The organism is Nesterenkonia haasae (genome assembly GCF_010119385.1).
Taxonomy (GTDB): domain Bacteria; phylum Actinomycetota; class Actinomycetes; order Actinomycetales; family Micrococcaceae; genus Nesterenkonia; species Nesterenkonia haasae.
This window is the reverse complement of the sequence record NZ_VFIE01000017.1, coordinates 500,876-523,088: the sequence shown is the minus strand read 5'-3', so window position 1 is coordinate 523,088 and position 22,213 is coordinate 500,876. Positions and strand designations below refer to the sequence as shown.

General features: G+C 61.7%; 18 protein-coding genes. 13 read left to right on the top strand and 5 right to left on the bottom strand.

What is annotated here, in order from left to right; translation table 11 throughout:
• The 3 genes from FH975_RS16465 to FH975_RS02505 all read left to right on the top strand — a co-directional run.
• The coding region (locus tag FH975_RS16465) for a phosphopantothenoylcysteine decarboxylase domain-containing protein (RefSeq protein WP_328821741.1) at positions 1 to 531 on the top strand (531 nt) is incomplete at its 5' end.
• 71 nt (positions 532 to 602) lie between these two features.
• Positions 603 to 1,796, top strand: a complete 1,194-nt coding sequence (gene metK, locus FH975_RS02510; RefSeq protein ID WP_162319876.1) for a methionine adenosyltransferase — start codon at positions 603 to 605, stop codon at positions 1,794 to 1,796.
• 115 nt (positions 1,797 to 1,911) lie between these two features.
• A complete protein-coding gene (locus FH975_RS02505; protein WP_162319875.1) occupies positions 1,912 to 3,894 on the top strand; it encodes a primosomal protein N' family DNA-binding protein in 1,983 nt (660 codons plus the stop codon).
• Positions 3,895 to 3,921: 27 nt separating this feature from the next.
• Here the strand turns inward: FH975_RS02505 and FH975_RS02500 are convergent, their stop codons facing one another.
• Positions 3,922 to 4,905: an alpha/beta fold hydrolase gene (locus FH975_RS02500; RefSeq protein WP_162319874.1), complete on the bottom strand. Its 984-nt coding sequence runs from the start codon at positions 4,903 to 4,905 to the stop codon at positions 3,922 to 3,924.
• A 49-nt stretch (positions 4,906 to 4,954) separates the two neighbouring features.
• On the opposite strand from FH975_RS02500, the gene leuS reads away from it, so the two are divergent.
• The 4 genes from leuS to FH975_RS02480 all read left to right on the top strand — a co-directional run bounded on the left by leuS (position 4,955) and on the right by FH975_RS02480 (position 11,802).
• Complete coding sequence (leuS, locus tag FH975_RS02495) at positions 4,955 to 7,459, top strand: leucine--tRNA ligase (protein WP_407938610.1); 2,505 nt, start codon at positions 4,955 to 4,957, stop codon at positions 7,457 to 7,459.
• A 26-nt stretch (positions 7,460 to 7,485) separates the two neighbouring features.
• The gene (locus FH975_RS02490; RefSeq protein WP_162319873.1) at positions 7,486 to 8,460 is read left to right on the top strand and encodes a DegV family protein; all 975 of its coding nucleotides are present in this window, start codon (positions 7,486 to 7,488) and stop codon (positions 8,458 to 8,460) included.
• A gap of 130 nt (positions 8,461 to 8,590) precedes the next feature.
• Positions 8,591 to 9,334 carry a helix-hairpin-helix domain-containing protein gene (locus FH975_RS02485; protein WP_162319872.1) on the top strand — a complete coding sequence of 248 codons (744 nt, stop codon included), beginning with the start codon at positions 8,591 to 8,593 and terminating at the stop codon, positions 9,332 to 9,334.
• Between the two features lie 2 nt (positions 9,335 to 9,336).
• Complete coding sequence (locus FH975_RS02480) at positions 9,337 to 11,802, top strand: ComEC/Rec2 family competence protein (RefSeq protein ID WP_162319871.1); 2,466 nt, start codon at positions 9,337 to 9,339, stop codon at positions 11,800 to 11,802.
• Here the strand turns inward: FH975_RS02480 and FH975_RS02475 are convergent.
• A complete protein-coding gene (locus FH975_RS02475; protein ID WP_162319870.1) occupies positions 11,792 to 12,538 on the bottom strand; it encodes a transglycosylase family protein in 747 nt (248 codons plus the stop codon). The genes FH975_RS02480 and FH975_RS02475 overlap by 11 nt on opposite strands.
• Positions 12,539 to 12,886: 348 nt before the next feature.
• Between FH975_RS02475 and FH975_RS02470 the strand changes: the two genes are divergently transcribed.
• Positions 12,887 to 13,264 (top strand): VOC family protein, encoded by a 378-nt coding sequence (locus FH975_RS02470; RefSeq protein ID WP_162319869.1) that lies wholly within the window; start codon positions 12,887 to 12,889, stop codon positions 13,262 to 13,264.
• A gap of 76 nt (positions 13,265 to 13,340) precedes the next feature.
• Here the strand turns inward: FH975_RS02470 and FH975_RS02465 are convergent, their stop codons facing one another.
• Positions 13,341 to 14,588 carry an arginine deiminase gene (locus tag FH975_RS02465; protein ID WP_162319868.1) on the bottom strand — a complete coding sequence of 416 codons (1,248 nt, stop codon included), beginning with the start codon at positions 14,586 to 14,588 and terminating at the stop codon, positions 13,341 to 13,343.
• 123 nt (positions 14,589 to 14,711) lie between these two features.
• Here FH975_RS02465 and FH975_RS02460 point away from each other — a divergent pair, with 123 nt between their 5' ends.
• From FH975_RS02460 to FH975_RS02440, 5 genes are all read left to right on the top strand, one after another.
• On the top strand, positions 14,712 to 16,250 hold the full coding sequence (locus FH975_RS02460) for a deoxyguanosinetriphosphate triphosphohydrolase family protein (protein ID WP_162319867.1): 1,539 nt from the start codon (positions 14,712 to 14,714) through the stop codon (positions 16,248 to 16,250).
• A gap of 51 nt (positions 16,251 to 16,301) precedes the next feature.
• Positions 16,302 to 16,757, top strand: a complete 456-nt coding sequence (locus FH975_RS02455; protein ID WP_162319866.1) for an NUDIX hydrolase — start codon at positions 16,302 to 16,304, stop codon at positions 16,755 to 16,757.
• An 88-nt stretch (positions 16,758 to 16,845) separates the two neighbouring features.
• Positions 16,846 to 17,919, top strand: coding sequence for an NADH:flavin oxidoreductase/NADH oxidase (locus FH975_RS02450; RefSeq protein ID WP_162320054.1), 1,074 nt, complete (start codon positions 16,846 to 16,848; stop codon positions 17,917 to 17,919).
• A 13-nt stretch (positions 17,920 to 17,932) separates the two neighbouring features.
• Complete coding sequence (locus FH975_RS02445; protein WP_162319865.1) at positions 17,933 to 18,133, top strand: nitroreductase family protein; 201 nt, start codon at positions 17,933 to 17,935, stop codon at positions 18,131 to 18,133.
• 53 nt (positions 18,134 to 18,186) lie between these two features.
• Positions 18,187 to 19,119: a cation diffusion facilitator family transporter gene (locus tag FH975_RS02440; protein WP_162319864.1), complete on the top strand. Its 933-nt coding sequence runs from the start codon at positions 18,187 to 18,189 to the stop codon at positions 19,117 to 19,119.
• A gap of 752 nt (positions 19,120 to 19,871) precedes the next feature.
• On the opposite strand, the gene FH975_RS02435 is transcribed toward FH975_RS02440, so the two are convergent.
• Together FH975_RS02435 and FH975_RS02430 are read right to left on the bottom strand one after the other, a co-directional pair.
• Positions 19,872 to 20,993, bottom strand: coding sequence for an alanine/ornithine racemase family PLP-dependent enzyme (locus tag FH975_RS02435; protein WP_162319863.1), 1,122 nt, complete (start codon positions 20,991 to 20,993; stop codon positions 19,872 to 19,874).
• On the bottom strand, positions 20,990 to 22,150 hold the full coding sequence (locus FH975_RS02430; RefSeq protein WP_235928285.1) for a DUF1611 domain-containing protein: 1,161 nt from the start codon (positions 22,148 to 22,150) through the stop codon (positions 20,990 to 20,992). The genes FH975_RS02435 and FH975_RS02430 overlap by 4 nt, the downstream gene beginning before the upstream one ends.
• Between the last annotated feature and the right edge of the window lie 63 nt (positions 22,151 to 22,213).

The window sequence follows — 22,213 nt, the reverse complement described above, 5'->3', positions numbered from 1 at the left end:
GCTCACCTGACTGTGGAGCACGTGGAAACGGCGGCTGAGCTGCAAGAGGCTGTGCTGCGGGAAAGTACCCAGACTGATGTGCTCATCATGGCCGCGGCTGTAGCCGACTTTCGGCCCGCTGATTACAACCTGGCCAAGATTAAGAAATCCGATGACGGACAGAACCCTGTCATCACTCTTGAGCGGAACCCTGACATCCTTGCGGACACCGTGCGGCGCCGCAGCGAGTCTGGCAACGGCCCCGCTGTGATTGTCGGCTTCGCCGCTGAAACGGGCGACGCCGCCCACGCACCCATTGGGCTGGCTGAACAGAAACTCAAGCGAAAAGGCTGCGACCTCCTGGTCCTCAACCAAGTGGGCGAGAACCTCGTCTTCGGCCAGGATGCCACCGAGATCTACATACTCGCCTCGGATGGCGCCCAGCAGAAGCTCGGCGAAAACGAGCCTGTTCATGTGGTCGGAAATAAGGCGGAGGCAGCCGCAGCGGTCATCGCACGCACCGCCCGGCTTCTCAGCGAACCTGAAGCCTGAGCCAGGCACGCCGCGTTGCGCCGTATGACAGCGACGCAGAGCGCCTATGTGGCGCACGTTAGGATGAGCCGGTGAGCACAACCAACCCCCTGCGCCTCTTCTCCTCCGAGTCGGTGACAATCGGCCATCCGGACAAGATATGTGACCAAGTCTCTGATGCCATACTTGATGCCCTGTTAGCAGTTGATCCCGACTCGCGGGTCGCCGTTGAGGCGCTGACAACCACTGGTCTGATGCATGTAGCGGGTGAGGTCACCACCAACGGTTATGTCGAGATCCCACAGATCGTCCGGTCTACGCTCCTCGGCATCGGATACGACTCATCCGCCAACGGTTTCGACGGCGCCCGATGCGGCGTCTCCATTTCCATCGGCCAGCAGTCACCGGACATCGCCGGTGGGGTGTTCAACTCCCTCGAAGCACGGTCGGGAGCCCAGGATCCGCGTGAGGCGCAGGGCGCCGGTGACCAAGGCATCATGTTCGGCTACGCCACCAACGAGACTGAAACCTACATGCCTACGCCGATCGCATTGGCTCATCGGCTGTCCGCGCAACTCACCAAAGTCCGCCAGGACGGCACATTCGACTACTTGCGGCCCGACGGCAAGACTCAGGTCACCATCGGCTATGACGGTGCAAGGCCCGTCTCCCTCGACGCAGTCGTGGTATCCACCCAACACACACAGGAAACCTCGCAACAGCAGCTCCACGCCGAGATCTCGGAATCCGTTATCGCACCAGTAGTGGCTGAGGCCGGCCTCGACCTCAGCACCATGGAAGAGATCATCAACCCCTCAGGACCGTTCGTGGTCGGAGGCCCTGTCGGTGATGCTGGTCTGACGGGCAGAAAGATCATCGTCGACACCTACGGCGGGTTCGCCCGGCACGGCGGCGGCGCCTTTTCCGGCAAAGACCCCTCCAAAGTCGACCGGTCTGCAGCCTATGCAATGCGCTGGGTGGCCAAGAACGTCGTCGCAGCGGGACTAGCTGATCGGGCAGAGATCCAGATAGCGTACGCAATAGGCCGTGCACACCCCGTTGGGATCTACGTCGAGACCTTCGGCACCGAGCATGTGGATCCAGTGGCGATTTCATCCGCAATTCGCGACGTGTTCGACTTACGTCCGCTGGGCATTATCGAGGACTTGGACCTGAAGCGCCCGATCTACGCCGAGACCGCCAAGAATGGCCACTTTGGTCGCTCGGAGTTTCCATGGGAAGCGCTCAACCGCGTCGAGGCCCTGCGTTCGCAGTTCAACGCCTGATCCCACGGCCCTGACCGACGAGCAGGCCCGGCACCGATACACCCCTCTCTAGCCGCGACCCGGAGCATCTCAGCGCATCAGGATACGATCGCTGGCGTGAAGGAGGTGAGCGGAAGTGACTGAGCGTGATGGTGATCAGCCCGCTCTGCTGGACGCACTAGCGCCTGCCCCGGCGGCGAAGTTGCCTGCGGGGGCTGCCGAGAACCTGCCTATCGCGCAGGTGTTACTTGAATCTCCAGTGCCTCACCTGGACCGGATTTTCGACTATGCAGTCCCGATCGATTTGGACGAGCAGATTGTCCCGGGCGCACGGGTCAAAGTGCGCTTTTCCTCCCGCGATATGTCCGGATACGTTCTGGACAGAGCTCATACGACGACGGCCCCTAGGCTCACGCTTATCAGCAAAGTCGTCACCGCCTTGCCCCTGCTGTCCCCTGAAGTGCTCACGCTCTGTCGTGGCGTGGCGGAACGCTACGCCGGAGTCACTGCAGATGTGTTGCGAGCCGCCATTCCACAGCGAGCAGCCCGTGTGGAGAAGGAGTTCGCTGGCGAAGAGGCACCCGCTCCTGCCCCGGTGCCCACCGATCCCGGGCCCCGTGAAGCTACCCTCGCGTTGAAATCATTCGGGGACGACGGCTGGCCGAATCTTGTTGTCACAGCTGCCAAAGCCGCTCACGCTGTAGGCAAAGGCGTGATTGTGGCCGTCCCAGATCAGCGCGACGTCGACCGGGTGATGCCCCTTTTGGAACAGGAGCTTGGGGCTGACACGGTGGCTCAGCTCACCGCAGAGATGGGTCCCACCCCTCGTTACAGATCCTACCTTCGGCTCCGCTACGGACAGGCGCGTGTGGTGCTGGGAACTCGCTCAGCGGTCTTCGCTCCGGTGCAGGGTCCGGCGCAGATCATCATCGTCGACGATCACGACCCCAGCCACCAGGAGCCGCGCGCGCCCTATCACCACACCCGTGAAGTGGCTCTGCTGCGCAGCGTGCAGACCGGAGCGGGCATACGGTTCATCTCAACCTCGCGGAGCCTAGAAGTTCAACGCCTCGTGGAACGCGGATGGCTGGCGGAGCTGAGTCCGCCACGAACTGTGCGGACCGGGGCTTCACCAGTGGTGACCGCCTCCAGCGACTCCTATCAGCAGGAGCGGGACCCCACGCTGCAGCGCGCCAGACTGCCCGGAGTGGCCTACAGAACCGCCCGCGACGGGCTTGAACGCGGTCCAGTCCTAGTCCAGGTGGGCCGGACCGGCTTTATCCCCGCAGTGCTGTGCGAACGCTGCCGTGCACGCCAGGTGTGCCCGGAATGTCACGGCCCGCTGGCGCTGCCGGGCCACTTCGGGCAGTCCGATTCGCTGCGCTGCCGCTGGTGCGGACTGCACCAGCGCGGTCACCGGTGTCCCGAATGCGGAGCAGGCAGATTCCGGGCAGGGGCAATAGGAGCCGACCGCACAGCTCAGGAACTGGGCAGAGCGTTTCCCAATATCCCGGTGATCTCATCAACCAGCGACCACCCCGTGCGCGAGGTGGCGGACAAGCCCTCGCTAGTCATCAGCACGCCTGGGGTCGAACCGGTGGCTCGTGAAGGGTATGCTGCGGCACTCATCCTCGATGGTGATGCCCAGCTCGCCAGGGAAGGCCTCGACGTTCCGCGACAGGTGCTGTCACGGTGGTTCAACGCTGCTTCCCTCGTCCGGAGTCGAAGCCAACGTGGCGCGGTTGTGGTGACCGCCGACGACCCAGAATTGACCGGTGCGCTTGTCCGCTGGGACCCGGCAGGCTACGCACGGCGGGAGCTATACCGACGGCTGGAACTAGATCTGCCGCCGGCAGTCCGGATGTTGACGATCACAGGAGACTCCCGAGAAGCTGAGGCGTTTGTAGCCCAGGTGAAGCTCCCCGAGGGGGTGAACTGGGTCGGCCCCGCCCCGACGGAGGAGGGGACCCACCGCTGGATGCTGTTCTTCGGCTACGCGCAGGCGGCAAGTGTGGTCGCGGAGGTGTCCCGTGCTCGAAGGACCGGTTCGGCGTATACCGCCGGCCAGGGCCGTGCACTGCGCATCGCTGTCGACGACACCGCTGCGCTGCAGTTCTAGAACCCACTGAGTAAACGCGCGGTCGCTTTATGAGCCGACCGAGGTCACTTCCGAGACAAATCCGCGAATGGCCCGTGCCAGCTGAGCGGGTTTTTCATAATGCACCAGGTGACCAGCTCCGCGGATCACCTCCAGCCTGCCTTGGGGCAGTGCGTCCCGCAGTGCCCGAAGCCCGTCCGACGTGCTGAGACTGTCCTGGGCACCGGGCAACAGCAATGTGGGCACACTGACTGCTGGTGCGAACTGCGTTGCTGTGTGCCGGCTCGAAGCCCGATATGACTCCAGGAGCGTCTGCCGATCCGAATAGCCACCAAAGAATTGACGGTGCTGGTCTTTCACGAAAGCCGCCAACTGGTCATCCCACCCGACTCCTAGTGTGAGATTCATCACCTCTAGAACTGTGGTTGAACGCAGGACGGCGTCCCCTGCGGATTCAGGAAGAACTTCTGTGAAGCGGTAGTACAGGTCGACAAGAGCGGCGCCGGGGAGGAGTCTTCCGCGGAATATGTTATTGCTGATTGGTGCACTCAGTACCAGGCCGGACCAGTTCCGGTTGGACGCAGCGCAGTGGGCTGAGCACACGGTGCTCCCAAACGAATGTCCCACCAGACAGTCACCCTCACCCAGGTCCATGGCATGAGCCACTGCTTCAACGAACGCCGCGTAGAGTTCGAGACTGTGCTCAACACGCCCACCATTCTGCGTCCGTAGGGATGGTGACTGCCCATGGCCGGGCAGGTCTGGAACCAGCACTTCGAACTCAGGTAGCCCATCGGCGATCAGCTGCATACCGTGGTGGTCGCCACGGAAACCGTGGACAAGCAGCAGTCGTCCGGAGGCAGGTGCGGTAGCCGGGGCGCGGTAGCGCCAGACTGTGCTTTCAGTGCTGATCTCATGGCTGTCGAGTTCGACCCGAATCGGGACCGTGACCTGCTCTGGCTCCCGGTGAGAATGCTCCGCCCAGGGCGCAGGGAGGAAGCGAGGCTGCGTCGTCGTCTGTATTTTTCCCACGAAGCACAGCGTAGCGAGTCCCAGAACCATCTAGACTGTCCTGAGTCGAATTTTCCGTGAACTGTTGAGGTGCGCACCTGTGAGCGAAACCGCTGAAAAGCAGTCCTACGACTTCCGAACGATTGAGGCCAAATGGCTGCCGTTCTGGGAGCAGGACGGGACCTTTGTGGCCCACTCCGCCGACGAGCGGCCCAAGAAGTATGTCTGCGATATGTTCCCCTATCCATCCGGTGACCTTCACATGGGCCACGCTGAGGCCTTCGCCATCGGCGACGTCCCGGCGCGCTACTGGAGGCTGCGCGGCTTCAACGTGCTGCACCCGGTCGGGTGGGACTCATTTGGGCTGCCCGCAGAGAACGCCGCCATCAAGAACAACGCGCACCCGGCTGAGTGGACCTACCGCAATATCGAGACCCAGGCCACGAGCTTCAAACGCTATGCCATCAGCACCGACTGGACTCGACGGCTGCACACATCGGATGAGCTGTACTACCGGTGGACCCAGTGGCTGTTCCTTAAACTTTACGAACAGGGCCTGGCCTACCGAAAAGACTCGCCGGTCAACTGGTGTCCATCCTGTCAGACCGTGCTCGCCAATGAGCAGGTCGTCTCCGGCGCCTGTGAACGCTGCGGCACCATGGTCACCAAGAAGGCCCTCAACCAGTGGTACTTCAAGATCACCGACTATGCCGATCGGCTGCTGGACGATATGGACCAGCTGGAGGGCTCCTGGCCGGAGCGTGTGCTGGCCATGCAGCGCAACTGGATTGGCCGGTCGGAGGGGGCGCACGTCGACTTCGCCATTGATGGTGGACACACCGTGACCGTGTTCACCACCCGTCCGGACACACTCTTCGGTGCCACATTCTTCGTCGTTGCTGCTGATGCGCAGCTGGCCGCCGAGCTCGTCACAGAGGATCAGCGCGCTGATCTGGAGTCCTATCGCGAGCAGCTGAAGTCCGTTTCGGACATCGAGCGTCAGGCCACTGACCGCAAGAAGACCGGGGTCTTCCTCGGCGTCTACGCGACCAATCCTGCCACCGGAGCCCAGATGCCGGTCTACGCCACTGACTACGTTTTGGCGGACTATGGCACGGGCGCTGTGATGGGCGTTCCAGGTCAGGATCAGCGCGACTGGGAGTTCGCCAAAACATTCGACCTGCCCATCGTGCGGACGGTGCAGCCGCCTGCCGAGTTCGACGGTGAGGCCTACACGGGTGCCGGAGCCGCCATCAACTCCGCACATGGCGACATCTCCCTGGACGGGTTAGAGGTCGAGCAGGCTAAGGCGACCATCATAGATTGGCTGCAGAGCAAAGGAACTGGTCGCGGCACCGTCAATTTCCGGCTGCGCGACTGGCTGGTTTCGCGCCAGCGCTTCTGGGGTGCACCAATCCCCATCATCCACTGCGCCGAGTGTGGCGAGGTGCCCGTTCCCGAGGACCAGTTGCCAGTCACGCTGCCCACCGATATGCGCGGGGAGCAACTAGCACCCAAGGGCAAGTCTCCACTGGCTTCCAACACCGACTGGGTGAACGTTGAGTGCCCCCGCTGCGGCAAGTCCGCGACCCGGGACACAGACACCATGGACACGTTCGTCGACTCCTCCTGGTATTACATCCGGTACATCGATCCCACCTCCACCGACGTGATCTTCCCCACCGATGAGGCGAACGAGTGGTTGCCCGTCGACCAGTACGTTGGCGGCGTGGAGCATGCGATTCTGCATCTGCTTTATTCGCGATTCATCACCAAGGCGCTTCACGACATGGGGTTAGTAGATTTTGTAGAACCATTCCGTGCCCTGCTCAATCAAGGACAGGTTCTCAATGGCGGCAAGGCCATGTCGAAATCACTGGGTAACGGCGTGCACTTGGGCGAACAGTTGGACGAGTTCGGTGTCGATGCCATCCGACTCACGATGGTCTTCGCTTCACCGCCTGAGGACGACGTCGACTGGGCCGATGTCAGCCCGGCGGCCAGTCAGAAGTTCTTAGCGAGAGCCTGGCGACTGGCGCAGGACGTCACGAGTGAACCTGGTACGGACCCTGCCGCCGGTGCCAAGAAGCTGCGGGCTGTGACTCACCGAACCATCGCTGATGCTCAGACATTGTTGGATGATCAGAAGTACAACGTCGTGATTGCCCGCGCCATGGAACTGGTCAATGCTGCGCGCAAGGAACTCGACTCCGGGGCAGGTTCGGACGACCCCGCTGTCCGGGAAGCCGCTGAGTTCACCTCACAGGTCCTCTCCCTCGTCGCTCCGTATACGGCGGAGGACATGTGGGCGAAGCTAGGCCATGAGCCGTCTGTGGCGAACTCCACCTGGCCAACCGTCGAGGAGGCACTGTTGGTCCAGGACACCATCACTGCGGTAGTCCAGGTCAAGGGCAAATTGCGCGATAAACTCGAGGTACCGACGGACATCACCGAGGAAGAGCTGGAGCAGCAGGCGCTGGCACTTCCTAAAATTCAGAAGTACATCGCTGATGACGGCGGAATACGTAAAGTGATTGTTCGGGCACCGAAACTCGTGAATGTTGTGACAGGGTAGATCTCCCTACTTAGTCAGAGGCGACTATGGACACTGTGAGCTGGGTGCAGTCCCTGGACACTGAGCTGTACTCCAGGCGCTCAGCGATGCCGGGCCGCAAACCGGTCCTGCGACGTACCCGCGGACGTATCGCAGTGGTGACAGACGCCGCCTGTGCCCTGCCTGTCGACGCTTCAACCGGTGACCTAGAGTTGGGCCTGCTCGGGGACCACATACGGATCGTGCCCATCCCAGTGATGATAGACGCCAGCCCGCAGCAAGGTCAGATGTACCCAGAGTGGTCACATGAGCTTGTTCGGGACCTGCCCCTAGCTCTGGCGCAGGGACTGCCGGTGCGCACCTCACGCCCCTCACCGGGCAGGATTGCTGAGACATACGAGCAGCTGCACCAGGCGGGGTTCGCAGGTGCGGTGTCTATCCATCTGTCGGCGAAGCTCTCAGGCACTGTCGATGCAGCACGGCTCGCCGCACGTGATGCGCCTTTGCCCGTGACAGTTCTCGATTCAGCGCAGGCGGGCCTCGGGCTCGGCCACACGGTGGTAGCGGCTGCCCTCACAGCCCGTCTGGGCGGAACAGAGGAGCAGGTCAAGCAGACGGCTAAAACCGTCGCTTCCAGTTCGCGCTCCTTCTTCGCAGTGCCTAGCTTGGAACAGTTGCGTCGCGGAGGGCGAATCAACAGGTTGGCTTCGCTGCTGGGGTCGATGATGCGCATTAGACCGCTCCTCGCGCTGCGAAACGGCGAGATCGTGCTGGTGGAACGAACGCACTCCATGCCTCGGGCTCTTGCCCGAATGGCTGAGGCAGCCATCGAATATGCTCAGACATTGCAGAATCCGCGGCTGGGGGTCCAATGTTGTGGGAATCCGGCGGATGCTGCCGAGCTCGCGGCGGAGGTGCTGCCCTATTCTGCGCAGCCGGTACCTGTGATTGAACTGCCACCTGGGTTAGCTGCTCATCTGGGACTCGGAGCCTTGGGAATCAGCGTTAGTGCTGGTAGCTGAACCACCGGACACTGCGCTTTCGACAGACTTATCCCCAGCAGTTGCTCTAAGGCCTCTGACCCTCCGGAAACTCCACACAGTCTGACTTTGGGTCGGGGGCGCCACGCGGGGGAAACCTAGCCTGATATCCATGGAACGGCATGGCGCGAGGCACCCGGCTGAAGAGCTGATGACTCGCCGTGAACAGCTCAGAGCGCAGCGTCAGGCCGATCACGCGTCCCCAGCTCGATTCGGATTGCGGTGGGGCGCAGTGGCGGTATTTCTGGTGCTGCTCATCACCTGGGCCACGGTCTCTTGGCTTACCTCGCGGCCCACTGATCGATCCCTGCCGGAACCGCCTTCCTTTGCAGAAACATCCGAAAACCGTCCCCGTGAGTCACCAGGTGACGAGCTAGCGGAGCAGAACACTCAAGCTTTTGACTCACCGGACTTGGTGGTGGTGCACGTCGCAGGGGCTGTTCAGGAGCCGCAGGTGGTTCACATGGAGGCCGATGACCGAGTCGTAGATGCAGTGGAAGCTGCCGGCGGATTCACTGAGGATGCCGCCCCCGAGGGTGCGAACCTCGCAGCATCTGTCGTTGACGGGGAGATGATCTACGTACCTACCGTTGAGGAATTGGACGCTGGACAGGCGCCTCCGGTGGGAGCCGGGTCCGATGACCTGAGCGGAACCGTAGAGAGCGCACAGGTGGACCTCAATTCCGCCCATGCTGATGAACTGGAGCAGCTTCCAGGTATTGGTCCAGCATTGGCCGACAGGATCCTCACGTATCGCGAGACCAACGGGGGGTTCAGTTCCCTGGAGGAACTGGCCGCAGTCAGTGGTATCGGTCCGGCCATCATCGAGAGTATCGCTGACGATGTCACGTGGTAAGCATGGCTGAGCGGCATCAGCCTCTCGACCTGCGCCTGGCTCCGGCGGCGCTTACCGGATGGATCATAGCGTTGGTGGTTGTACAGAGTGGGCTTCCCCATTCGCTGCGCATGGGGTGTGGACTGCTCCTTGGTGCATTGGTTGCTGCTGCCGGTGCATTGCTGCTGACAAGAACTGGGCGATCTTCACACACGGCAGCAAACGCTCCCTCAGAGCGCAGACGATTCCTGGCGGCGGTGCTGCTCCACCTGGCGCTGAGCTCCGGCGTAGCATCGGGCATCGCCCTATCGGCCGCCCAGACCCAGCACGGCCACGAAGAGTCCGGGTGGGCGAATGCCGTGGAGTCGCAGGTGCCGGTGAGTGTCACTTTTCGAGTCACCAGGGATGCACTTCCCGTCCAGCAGCTCAGCGGAGACGGTTTTAGGACCCAAGCTGTTGTGCTGAGTTGGGGGGAGCGACCTCAGCCGGTCCGAGCGAACGTGATGATCTTCACTGAGACCGAGCTGCGTGCTGGGCACCGGTATACGGCGATGATGAGTCTCTCCGCGACCAAAGCCACCGATCGCACCACCGCTGTTTTGCGCCCATTCGGATCCGCTGAGCCGCATCGTGAGGAATCGGACCGCTGGGCCCATATGGCTGATGTCTTCAACGGTCTCCGCGACGCGACAGCACACCAGTCGTCCTACGCAGTGGGGGAGTCGCCTGCACTGTTGCCTGGAGTCATCTTGGGGGACCGATCTGCTCAGAGCGAGGAACTTACCGATGCCATGCGCGTCTCCGGCCTGACGCATATGACGGTGGTCTCCGGGACTCACTGCGCTTTGGTCATGGGTGCGCTCCTGGGTCTGTCACGTATGCTGCGCATGCCCCGCTGGTGCATGTTGCCGCTGCTCGTCACTGGGTTGGTGCTGTTCGTGCTGCTCGTTCAACCCGCCCCGAGCGTCGTTCGCGCCGCTGTGATGGGATCTATCGGAGCCTTGGCCGTATTTGCTGGGCGTGGCCGGGCTTCTTCGGCGTTGCTGTGTCTGTGCGTGATCCTGCTTCTGGTCTTCGACCCGTGGTTTGCTGTTGAACCAGCTTTCCAGCTCTCTGTGGCAGCCACTGCCGGGATTGTCTTGATCGGCGCCAGGCTCAAGGACATCTTCGTCGAACGCCTGCCGAGCTTCGTCGCGGCTCCCTTGGCACTTGCAGTCTCAGCCCAACTGTTCGTCACTCCGGTGTTGCTGCCCATCGCAGAGGGAGTCACCCTGTACAGCATTCCGGCGAATATTCTCGCCGGCCCATTGCTGCCTCTCGTCACGGTTCCAGGAACGCTGGCCGCAGTGGTGTCCACCACTGTGCCCTGGTTCTCCACCGGACTGCTCTGGCTGGCCGGACTCCCCGGCGCCGGTATTGCCATCATTGGCTACGCAGCTGCCTCGTTGCCCCAGGCATTGGCACCGTGGCCGACGGGGATAGTCGGCTGGGTGCTGGCAGGTTTGTACACAGTCGCCGCCCTCGCGCTGTGCCGGATGGTCATCGACTCTCGACGTCGTCCACACAGGGGAGAAGGACTCCTGCTTGGGTCGGCATGCGGGGCCCTGGTCGCGGTGATTCTTCCGCTGAGCGCCCTGCCTGTGCCACTTCTCGGGCAAACAGCACCGGATGACTGGCGGTTGGCGCTCTGTGACGTGGGGCAGGGTGACATGCTTGTCGTTCGGACCGGTGAGAACGCGGGGGTTGTAGTAGACACGGGTGAAGAACCAGAGTTGGCTCGAGCGTGCTTGAGCACACTTCGGGTGGAGCACGTGGATATTCTGATGATCACGCATGACCATCTTGACCACTATGGAGGTACTCCTGGTGTCGCGGAGGCGGCAGCGATTGGGACGATCATCTACTCAGGAGCTGCCGGGTGGAGCGTGCTAGAGGCTGTGGAAGCCCACGATGGCACTGTTTTGCATGTACCTGAGTCCCGGGGCCGGGTGGGACAGCGCCAGCGCCATGATGGCTCGTTTCCGGTGAGCTGGCAGGTATGGGCCGCGGCGGACTACCACACCAATACCAATGACAATTCATTGGTCGTGCACTTTGAGCTCTGGGAGGCCGAAACGTCAGCAGGCGCAGTCGGATCCGCGACCGATCCGCTGCGCCTGCTGACACTGGGTGACCTCGAAGAGGACATCGCGGGCATCCTGCTCGCCCGAGACGCTTTACCGAGTGTTGTTGATGTTCTGAAGGTCTCCCACCACGGTGCCGCTAACGGCGGGACCGCTGTCCTTAAACACACGGAGCCAGCCATAGCCCTCATCGGGGTAGGGGAGAACAACGATTACGGTCACCCATCGGAGGAGGTGGTGGCAGTCCTAGATGATCTAGGAACTGCCACCTACCGCACCGATGAGCATGGAACCGTTGGTTTCACCCTCTCCGAGGAGGCTCTGAACCCAGTGTTATTGAACTCGTGGAACAGTCCTAGCCGCTGACGACGGGGAGCTTCAGCTCGTCACCGACGAAAATGAGGTTCGGATCATCGATCTGGTCAGTGTTTGCGCCCCAGATGTCTTTCCAATCCAAGTCCAGCGCATCTGCGATGGAGCCCAGTGTGTCACCGGACTGGATAGTGTACGCCTCGCCTGAGAGCTGGACGTCAGCGTTAGGCTGGGCGGAGAATTCTCCGGCCGGCTGCGGCGACTGCTGCTGCTGCTGCGGCGCCTGCTGCTGAGGTGCCTGCTCTGCCTGTTGCGGAGCCTCTGGCTCCGGCTGTGGTGCGGGGGCCTGCTCGGTCTGCTGCGGGGCCTGCTGCTGGGGTGCTTCCTGGGTCTGCTCAGGAGCTGGTTCAGGGGCAGGTGCACTGCCTCCACCATTCGGGCTACCCGAGAGTCCGAGCTGGCTGGAGCATGAAGGCCACTGGCCCCAGCCTGCGGCGGCCTGCAGCTTTGTAGCCACGGCGATCTGCTGGTCACGGGAAGCCTGGTGCGGGTACTCCGCGTACTGCTGGCCGCCCATGGAGTCCCAGGTGGCCTTCATGAACTGGAGTCCACCGTAAAAACCGTTACCGGTGTTGATGGACCAGTTGCCGCCGGACTCGCACTGAGCCAAACGGTCCCAGTCGCTCTGAGCGTTTGCCACGGGGGCCTGGGCCACGACTGCGCCGCCGGCCAGAGCAGCGGCCGCTACGGAGCCTCCGACGAACTTCTTCCAAGTGGGGGTGGTCTTCATAAGAGTCTTGATTCCTCACAGAGGTTGGTGGTCTGTTTTCTGTGATGCGGGTGACGCGATGGGAATGTCACGCCAACATCACTTTCAATGTCCGCACTCCAGTAAAGTGTCTCAGAATGGTCACGTCAACCGGCTTCCGCGAGGGTCCCAAGAGGCAAGAACCCCGGAAAATCAGTCATGCACTAGCGTTATCATCTCGTGATCTTAGTTTCTGTGAGTTTTATGTGAATAAAAATCGACTGTGCACCTTGGACGTCACGAGGCGGGGTATTAGCCAGCCGTCTAATGCCACTTCTAGTCAGGCCGGGCAGGCTCGACTCCGGTCGGTCGGCTACGTAAAATCGGCCCATGGCGAAGGTGATTGGAATTGGCGGGTTCTTCTTCCGTGCAGGAGATCCTGACCGATTGGGTGACTGGTACGCCGAGCATCTTGATATTCCCCGCCCACCAGCTTCCTATGATGCCCCGGTTTGGATTCAGGCCGTTGGGCCTACGATATTCGCACCATTCGGCGATGACGCTCCCAATGATCACCTCGGCCATTCTGGGTGGGGACTGAACCTACGTGTAGATGACCTCGATGGCATGGTCGGGAGACTCCGTAGTGCCGGTATTGACGTTGAGGTCGATCCGCAGACCTACCCGAACGGGAGGTTCGCCTCCCTGCAGGACCCCGAGGGAAACTTCGTCCAACTCTGGCAGGTCTCGGAGTCCAGCACCTCCTGAGAAGCGTCCCTGGTTGGTGCTCGCCTGCCCGTTGCGCGGTGCCCAGTCACGCCATGCGGCGATTCGCCCTCAACTCTCAGCTCACAGGGTCACGCAGCGTCGGACAGCTCATACACCTTGGTCCGCCCCTGCCGCGTCCGAGCTCCCCGCCGGGAACCTCAATGACCTCGACGCCGGACTCCCGCAGGAAAGCATTCGAGGTGGGTGTGCGGTCATAGGTGACGACTGCCCCGGGCGCCACAGCCAGAGCATTGCACCCGTCGTCCCACTGCTCGCGTGCTGCTGAGTGGAGGTCTTGTTCCGCGGTGAGGATCCTCAGTCCATGCAGACCGAGTGCGTCCGCGATCGCCCGGTGCGCATGCCCTGGGTCATGGTCGGCGATATTGAGGTCGACCTCCTGCGGGGTGTCTCCGCTGCCGCTGCGAGGGGTGATCGTATAGGAGGCGAGATCGCCCAACCCCGCGTACTCAATGAAGGACCGCTCATCTACCATCGTCATTACCGTGTCCAGGTGCATGAAGGACCGCGCCTTCGGAAGGTCAAGGGCGACGACGCGATCTGCTGAACCGGCGGCGAAGAGCCGCTTTGCGATCCGCTCCACTCCCTGCGGTGTGGTTCGCTCGCTCATCCCTATGAGCACCGCTCCATTGCCGATGACTAAAACGTCACCACCCTCCACAGTGGCTTGAGCATCAGTGAGCCCATCGGACCAGCGGTGGAACGGCACATCTGCGAAGCGAGGGTGCCAGCGGTAGGTCGCCTCGTAGGTCACAGCTTCCCTCATACGGGCAGGTTTCTGCATCGAGTTCACTGCCACACCGTCGTAGACCCAGCAGGATGCATCGCGCGCAAACAAGTGGTTCGGTAGCGGCGCAACCACCAGATCATCCGGCCCCATGGAGTGCAGCACTATGGAGCGTGGCTCATCTGTGAGTTCCATCAGCTCGCGCTTGGTGAGTCCGCCGATAACCAACTCAGCTAACGTAGCGTCGTCGAGCTCACTTGCCACCTGGCGCAGAAGAGGTGCCGCAGCAGGACCGTGCAAGCGCTCATCGAATGTGCGGTCGAGAATAAAGTCCTTGGCTTCGGACACAGCCAGCGTCTCGCGCAACAGAACATCAAGGTGCAGGACCTCAACCCCCGCGGATTCCAGGGCAGCTGAAAACTGGTCGTGCTCTTCCTGGGCCCGGCGAACCCATAGGAGATCATCGAAGAGCAGGTCCTCCTTGGTTTCGGGTGTCAGGCGCAGGAGCTCGGTGCCTGGCCGGTGCACAATCACCTGCCGCAGCTGACCCACTTCAGAGCCCACAAAGAGATCATTCATGCTGCTTATGTTTCCACAATCAGTGCAGGTGAAGGTATCCCCACCCCGGGGCCCACATAGACTCGGACTGCGGCGCGGCTTCGAGGGAGGCTGGCGCGATTGGACTAGACGGGAGAATGACGGATGACTGAGCAACCCGATCCTCGACTCGCCCGGGACGAACCGGAGACCCTGGATGCGTACCAGCGTCTCGAGCGTTGGCCCGAGTTCCGCGCAGATTTGGAACGCATCCGGTTCTCGCCCTACTTTTCCCGCCTCTCGGCCGTCACTCAGGTCATTTCTCAGACCGGGGCGGGGATGGCCATCCACAACCGCCTGACCCACTCGCTCAAAGTAGCGGCAGTGGCGAGGGCTATTGCAGTGTCCATCTCAGTCAGCGCAGGACAGGCACACCAGACACTTCAAGGGCTCGGCGGCTGCCACCCAGTGGTCGTGCAGGCGGCGGCGTGCGCTCACGACTTGGGCCATCCGCCCTTCGGGCACTTGGGTGAGCAGACTCTGGATCGGTTGGCCAGGGACCACTTTGGGCTCTCGGAAGGTTTCGAAGGCAATGCGCAGAGTTTCCGGATTTTGACCCGACTAGACCAGTACGACCGCGCCGATGCGGGTCTGAACCTCACAGCCGCAGTGCGCTCCGCGGTGCTCAAGTACCCCTGGATACGCGCCGAGGGCGCTGGCCAGCACTCGGGTCCCCACCTGGAGCGCGGTTTGTCGCCAGACCCGCAGGGTGGGGGTGCCAAGAAGTTCGCGGTGTACACACTGGACCTGCACACTATGCGTACGGCCCGGCAGGCGTACCCGGAGATCCGTGCCCGGCAGCAGACTGTTGAATGTTCGGTGATGGATATCGCCGACGACATTGCGTATTCACTTCACGACCTGGACGATTTCTACCGGGCAGGTTTGTTGAATCAGTCGGCGATTTCCGCTGAGTTCAAGGCATGGCGAGCGGACCGTACTCAGCTCAACGAGCTCACGACTTATGAGCTGAACCGTTCACTACGCCTGCCCGGCCGCTCCCTCGAGCTGCTGTGGCGGAGACTGCGGACCAAGGACCAGTGGATCGCAGATCAGGACGCGTTTGCCGCAGCGGTAGACCTGGTCAGTGAAGACGTCGTCGATGGCCTACTGGTGGCCCCTTTTGACGGCTCGCGCGAAGCCGAACGGTCTTTGGCGACGTTTACGTCTAGGTGGATCAGTCACCTGCAGAAGTCAGTGGAGGTCCACACGGATCCTGACGTGCGGTCGGGGCACGTGAATCTCAACCGCGCAGCCTGGCATGAGGTGGCAGTGCTGAAGTTCCTCCATGAACGGTTCATTCTGGACCGACCGGATCTCACCGTCTACCAACGGGGGCAGGCCCGATTACTGAAGCGGCTGGTGCTGGGATTCGACGCTTGGCTCGCTGATGCCCACGATGCGCGCCGTGCGCCTCGCCGCCTGGTGGATTTAGTTGAGCTGGCAACCGAGGATGTGTTCAGACTCCGCAGGGATGAACCTCATCTGTTGGACGCTGACGACGAGCCGAGGCTGCTGCGGCACGCGCAGGGCCGGGGGATCATCGATTACGTCGCCTCCCTGACGGACGCTCAGGCAACATCTTTGGACGCACTGCTCACTGGAACTTCTGAACGTCTTTGGGACGCCGGTCAGGGCCTTTAGTTTGGATCTTTCCGGTCCCGTTCTGCGCGATAGTTCTATAGGCTGGTTCAAGTGACTCATCAGAACGTTATTCGAGTGGCCGCAGTCGTGATCCTCGATCGTTTCCACCGGGTACTGACGGTGCGTAAGGAAGGCACTCACCGGTTCATGCAGCCCGGCGGCAAACCGGAATTCCAGGAGACCCCGCAGCAGACCGCCGTGCGCGAGGTCGCGGAGGAGATAGGTCTGCACCTTCAACCCGCACAGCTCGTCGATTTGGGCACATTCAGTGCCCAGGCCGCCAATGAGACAAACACGGCCGTGATGTGTCATAACTTCCTCGTGGAGTTCGACGAGACTGGTCTGGACCTGCTGGACTCGCTGCGGCCGGCAGCGGAGATCGCCGAGCTGCGGTGGATTGCGCTTGAGTCTCTGACACCAGCGGAGCATCTTGCACCTTTGCTCACAGAACAAGTAGCCCCTGCGGTTCGTGCACTTTTGAAGACAGTTGATTCTGCTACACGCTGAGCCCGAACCGGACCGGGAATGTACTGTCCCCGACGGGTATTAGACATGGTGGACCCCGAGGTGGAAGGAACAACCGTCAATGAAACGTGTGCAGCCGAAGCTCTTTGAGCCGATGACACTCCGCGGCCTGACTGTGCGGAACCGAATCTGGATTCCGCCGATGTGTCAGTATTCGGCCTTCGCACGGGATGGAGTGGCTACCGATTGGCATCTGGCGCACCTGGGATCTTTCGCGCGGGGAGGCGCCGGGGTGGTGATTGCCGAGGCGACGAGCGTCACCGCTGAGGGGCGCATCTCACCAGAAGACCTGGGTCTGTGGAACGACAAACAGGAACAAGCCCTGGAACGCATCGTCAGCTTCGTGCATTCTCAGGGAGCAGCTGCCGGCATCCAACTGGCTCATGCCGGCCGCAAAGCATCTACGTTCGGTCCGTTCACTGAGCAAAGCGGCTCTGTACCCGTCGAGCAGGGCGGTTGGACTTCCGTGGGGGCTACAGCAGAGCCCTACCCGGGTCTGGATCCCGCGCAGGCCCTTGATATTGAGCGCATCGGCACGATCGTCGAGGCATTCGCCGATTCAGCGGAACGAGCAGTCCGAGCCGGTTTCGACCTGATCGAGGTTCACTCCGCCCATGGGTATCTGCTGCACGAGTTCCTTTCACCGCTGAGTAACACTCGCGACGACGCCTACGGCGGCTCATTGCCCAATCGCGCTCGGCTCCTGCTCCAGGTCGTCGACGCGGTCAGGGACCGTGTGGGTTGGCATGTGCCCATCGTGGTCAGAGTCTCCGCCACCGACTGGGTCGAAGAGGGGCTCACCCTGGAAGACACCATCCAGGTGGCCCACTGGTTGAAGGACCACGGTGTGGACATGATTGATGTCTCCAGCGGTGGCGCAGCACCGGCCCGCTTCGCCATTGGGCCGGGTTATCAGGTTCGTCTAGCAGCGGCCATCGGGGAGCAGACGGGGCTGCCGGTCGCGGCAGTCGGCCTCATCACCGAACCGGTTCAGGCCGAGCACATCGTGTTTACTGGCCAGGCTGATGTGGTGCTGATCGGCCGCGAGGCTCTTCGCGACCCGCACTTTCCGCTCCGGGCAGCCCAGTACTTTGACCACCCGTTGGACTACGTCCCGACTCAATACGGGGCCGGCTACCGCTGAAGAGGCAGGCTCGATGAGCCTCGTGATCGCCCTGCGAGCCCATGGTCTGGTGGTCGGGCCGATGACCGGGATCGACGCCGCGGGAATAGATCAGACCTGTCACAGCAGGCCTGGCTGGAATACCATGGCGATGGCCAACGTTGGGTACGAGCCCAACCCGAGTGATGAGCGGGCGCAGTCGGCACGGGCCGCCGCCCAGACTTCGAGCAGATAGGCCAGTACATCTGAACTGGTCCCGGTGTGGTGAGCTGAAAGGAAGTAGTTTTCTTGCGCACGGAGCAGCAGGTGCTGAAACTGTCCCTGGCTGGGGTGCTGTTAGTCTCTGCCCTGGGCATTAGTTTTGGCCTGTTTTCGGGCTCCTTCGCGATCCTCTTCGACGGAGTCTTCTCGCTCGTCGATGCTGTGATGTCGATCGTCTCCATCACACTGGCCGGATTGATCGCGAAATCTGCCACGAATTCCTTGTCAAGGCGGACGCAGTACCGCTTCAACATGGGGTTTTGGCACTTCGAACCGATCGTCCTGGCGGTCAACGCCCTGCTGATGATGTCGGTGGCGACATACGCCCTGTTCCAGGCAGTCTCCGCGCTGATCTCCGGTGGCAGGGAAGTGGAATTCGGTCCCGCAGTGCTCTATGCAGCGGTTGTCGTGGTCCTGACCGGCGTCATCGGCTTCGTTGAAAGCCGGGCCAATCGGAAGATTCAGTCCGCCTTGGTAGCCATTGACGTCAAAGGGTGGATCATGGCTGGGGGAGTCACTTCAGCGCTGCTGATCGCTTTCGGCCTGGGCGCGGTGATTGACGGCACTGACGCGGCCTGGCTCATGCCCTACGTAGATCCGGCGGTGTTGGCGTTGGTAGCACTCGTGCTCATTCCAATACCGTTTTCCACGCTACGAAAGTCTGTGGCAGAGATTTCCCTAGTCACGCCACCAGAGTTGAAGGCCCGCGCTGATGGTGTCGCCGCAAGCATTGTTGATTCAGAAGGGTTCGCCGATGCTCGGGCATATGTGTCCCAGCAGGGTCGAGCACGAACCGTAGACATCGTGTTCTATGTTCCAGCCGGGCAGCCGCCCAGAGCGTTAGAAGACTGGGACGCCGTACGCGACCTCGCCCTTGCTCGGCTGGATGGGGAGGATCCGCACAGCTGGATCACTATCTCCTTCACCACGAAGAAACCACCAGCATTGCCGGAGCAGTAGAGGTTTTCGACTGCTTTGGCGCAGAGTTACTCGGCGCTCCGCAGGTCGTCGGCGGTGGCCAGCCACGTGGGAAGGTCGTCCCCAAAAGCTTCAGCGGTCTTTTCATCACTAGTGACGGACCAGCGCACAAGCAATCAACTTCGGCTTCGTGCTTGTCCCAGTTGAACCAATTGATGAGTCGCACGTGCGGAAACTGGGACCTGGTCTCTTCGGAGAAAACTTGGCGCCACCAGGTTTGCTTGATCTCTATGCCGAGGTCTGCGCTGGCTTCCTCTGTGACGAACGCTGCGGTCTCCGGGATAGCCATGGGCAGGATTTACACCGAAAACTGGACGATCTGCGGGCAGTACGTCAGTCTGCGAAGCGACTCCAGGGCCGGCATCCTCACCAGCGGCTGTATCGGACTCATCATCTTCTGCGGGAGAACATCCCGAAGCTATAACTGCCAATCCGACGGTAGCTGCCGTCGCGGAGCTGATTCGTACACGTTGGACCTGCGGTCGCATGTTCTCCCTACAAGTGGATGGCAATCTATTCATCTTAAATGGGAAATCGATCCTGAGTCTTGTGTTGCTATAACGTGGGTCTTGATGATTCTCGAGATGCTGTATGGGCTGTATGGAGCGTCCTGCGGGCACAGCAGCTGACTTTCGGCACACAGCTTGCCTATATCGTGCTCGCCGTGGTGATTCCCCTTGTAGGGCCACTCATGGCCATAACAGTCTCCCGGAGGAGTCCGCAGCCGGTCTAAGTTAGGCTGCGTATTTGGTGAACAACGGGTCCTTGGGCGCGACGGTGGCGCCGTGTGGGGCTGTTCCCAGGTCGTTGCTGCGAACGAAGGGCGACGTCATAGCCCGGAGCAGAGCACTGTAGTTGAGGCCGAAGGCGACGTCGTCGCCGACTGCAAGCTCGTGATCGCCGACGTCCAAGACCAGGTGGTCGCTGCTGGCGGATAGGACCGTCATTCCAACCGGGGGAGTGAGTCCCTCCGGATCTGCATCCTGGCGACCCAGAGCAATAATCGCCTGGCGCACCGAACCGGTACGGGGACGCCAGGGGAGATCTCCGAAGGCGCTTTGTGCTGTCTGGCCCCATGGCTGTGCTGGCTTCGTTTTGAGCTCGATCACTTCGGCCACCAAAGTGAACGCATCCGCGCGGAGCCCACTGAGCGGGCGGCGATGCAGCGGTTCAGTCCCCAGTAGGATTGACTCCCCGATACGCAGGTCGTTGATACGGCCGGTGTCTGGTGTGCTCAGCGCCCAGTCGAGGTTGGCCGAGTTCCCGCCGCTGACCACGGTCAGTCCGTGTCCGACCCGTGTTTCGACCTGTTCGACCAGACTGGAGAGCTCATCCATCTTGTTCTGGTCAGGCATGACGCCACTTCTGCACGCCAGGTTGGTCCCCAGGCCTGCCAGTCGCAGTCCCGGACGTTTCGCGACGGTGCTCGCCATTTCGACAGCATCTTCGCTGGCGACCCCCTCACGCAAGTCCCCAAGCTCAACCATGAGCACCACAGCGTGCACGGTGCGCCTGCGCACAGCGGCAGCCGAGAGCGCATCCAGGACCCTCGGCTCAGTGTTCAGACTGCAATCGGCCTCTCGCACCACCCACTCCGCCTGACTTCGCATTGGCGACCGGATCAGTGTGAGCGAGCTCTGCAGAGTGCTTGCGCGCAGCCGTGCGATGTTTTCCATTCGGGAGTCGCCCATCCCGCGGACCCCGCCGCGAATCATGGCGGCTGCCACGTTCGGAGATCCGAGCGTGGCCTTAGCAACCCCGGTGATACCGATTCCGCGGTGTGCCAGCTGATTCGCCAGGGAGCGGGTGTTGTGGGTAATGGCGTCGAGGTCAGTCTCCAGCCTGGGGGTGGTCACCGGGTAGTCGATGCGATGGTCGTCTCGAGTTCGGGGAAAGCGAGCAGAACCATCTTGACCAGCTGGTCGAGGGGACGGGTCAGGGGGTCGGTTGCGGGGATGCCGAATTCGAGTTCCAGGGCGTTGATAGCTTCGCCGATCTCTTCGCCGGTCATATGTTCGTGGTTGACCGTGATCCCCACAACCTTGGTGTCGGCAAAGGCTTCAATAAGCTGTACCTCATGTGCTGCAGTGGGCATCGCCACCATGGGGAAATCACCCAGAACCTGCCTTTTAGGGGCATGTTGGACGATCACACCAGCTGGCCGACTGCCGCGCAGGATGTGGGCTGAGGTGAGGTAGGCGGGGTGGCTGAGGGCGCCCTGCCCCTCGACGATGATGATATCTGGGTTTTCCCCTTCGAACGCGGAGACTACTTGGTGCTCCACCTCGCCCGAGCAGAACTGGGGCACCAACGCATCGAGCGCAACGCCGTACTTGCCACCTTGGATGAGTGTCGTCTGACCGGTGCCGACCATGACGGCTTTGATTCCGTGGGCGTTCAGAGCTTGCACCAGCAGGGTTGCGGTGGTGCGCTTACCTATGGAGCCGTCAGTGCCTAGCACCGCAATTCGCGGACATGTGACATCAAAAATTTTCCCGGAGAAGAGGTGAAGGTCTTTTTTCTCTTTGGGCCGTCGAATGTCGGTGATCGTCACGTCGGCAAGGAGTGAGGCAGCGGCGAATTCGGCGTCGTCGTTGAGGAACTCGTGCAGTCCGTTGATGATGTGCATACCCCGGGCAATTCCGTCCAGTAGGACGACGCGCTGATCGGCCGATAGTAGGCCATCGGCTGGTGCGACACCACAGATGAGGTAGTCGGGCACGTGACCGGCGTGGGCAATTGCCTGGCGCAAGTCGGTGAGGACCGGAATGCCGTTGGGCGTGCCGTCGAGGAAAGAACCCGCATCTGTTCCGGCCTGGCGGCTGTCGATGACGCTGACGATTTCGTACTTCTCAGAGTGACGGACAAGACCGTTGGCTGTTTTGCCGTCCTGCTCGCCGAACTGTCCTTCGCAATACACGATTGCGGTGCTGCCTGAGGGCAGCTGGGTCGCCGTCCGGGGAGCGAACTGGCGCCGAGGATCGGCTGCCGGGTGCTGCTTTGGCTGTGACAAGAGTCTCCTTGGGGCTATCCAGAGGAGGCGTCAGAACGAAAGGAGGCGATGGCCCGGTCGGTC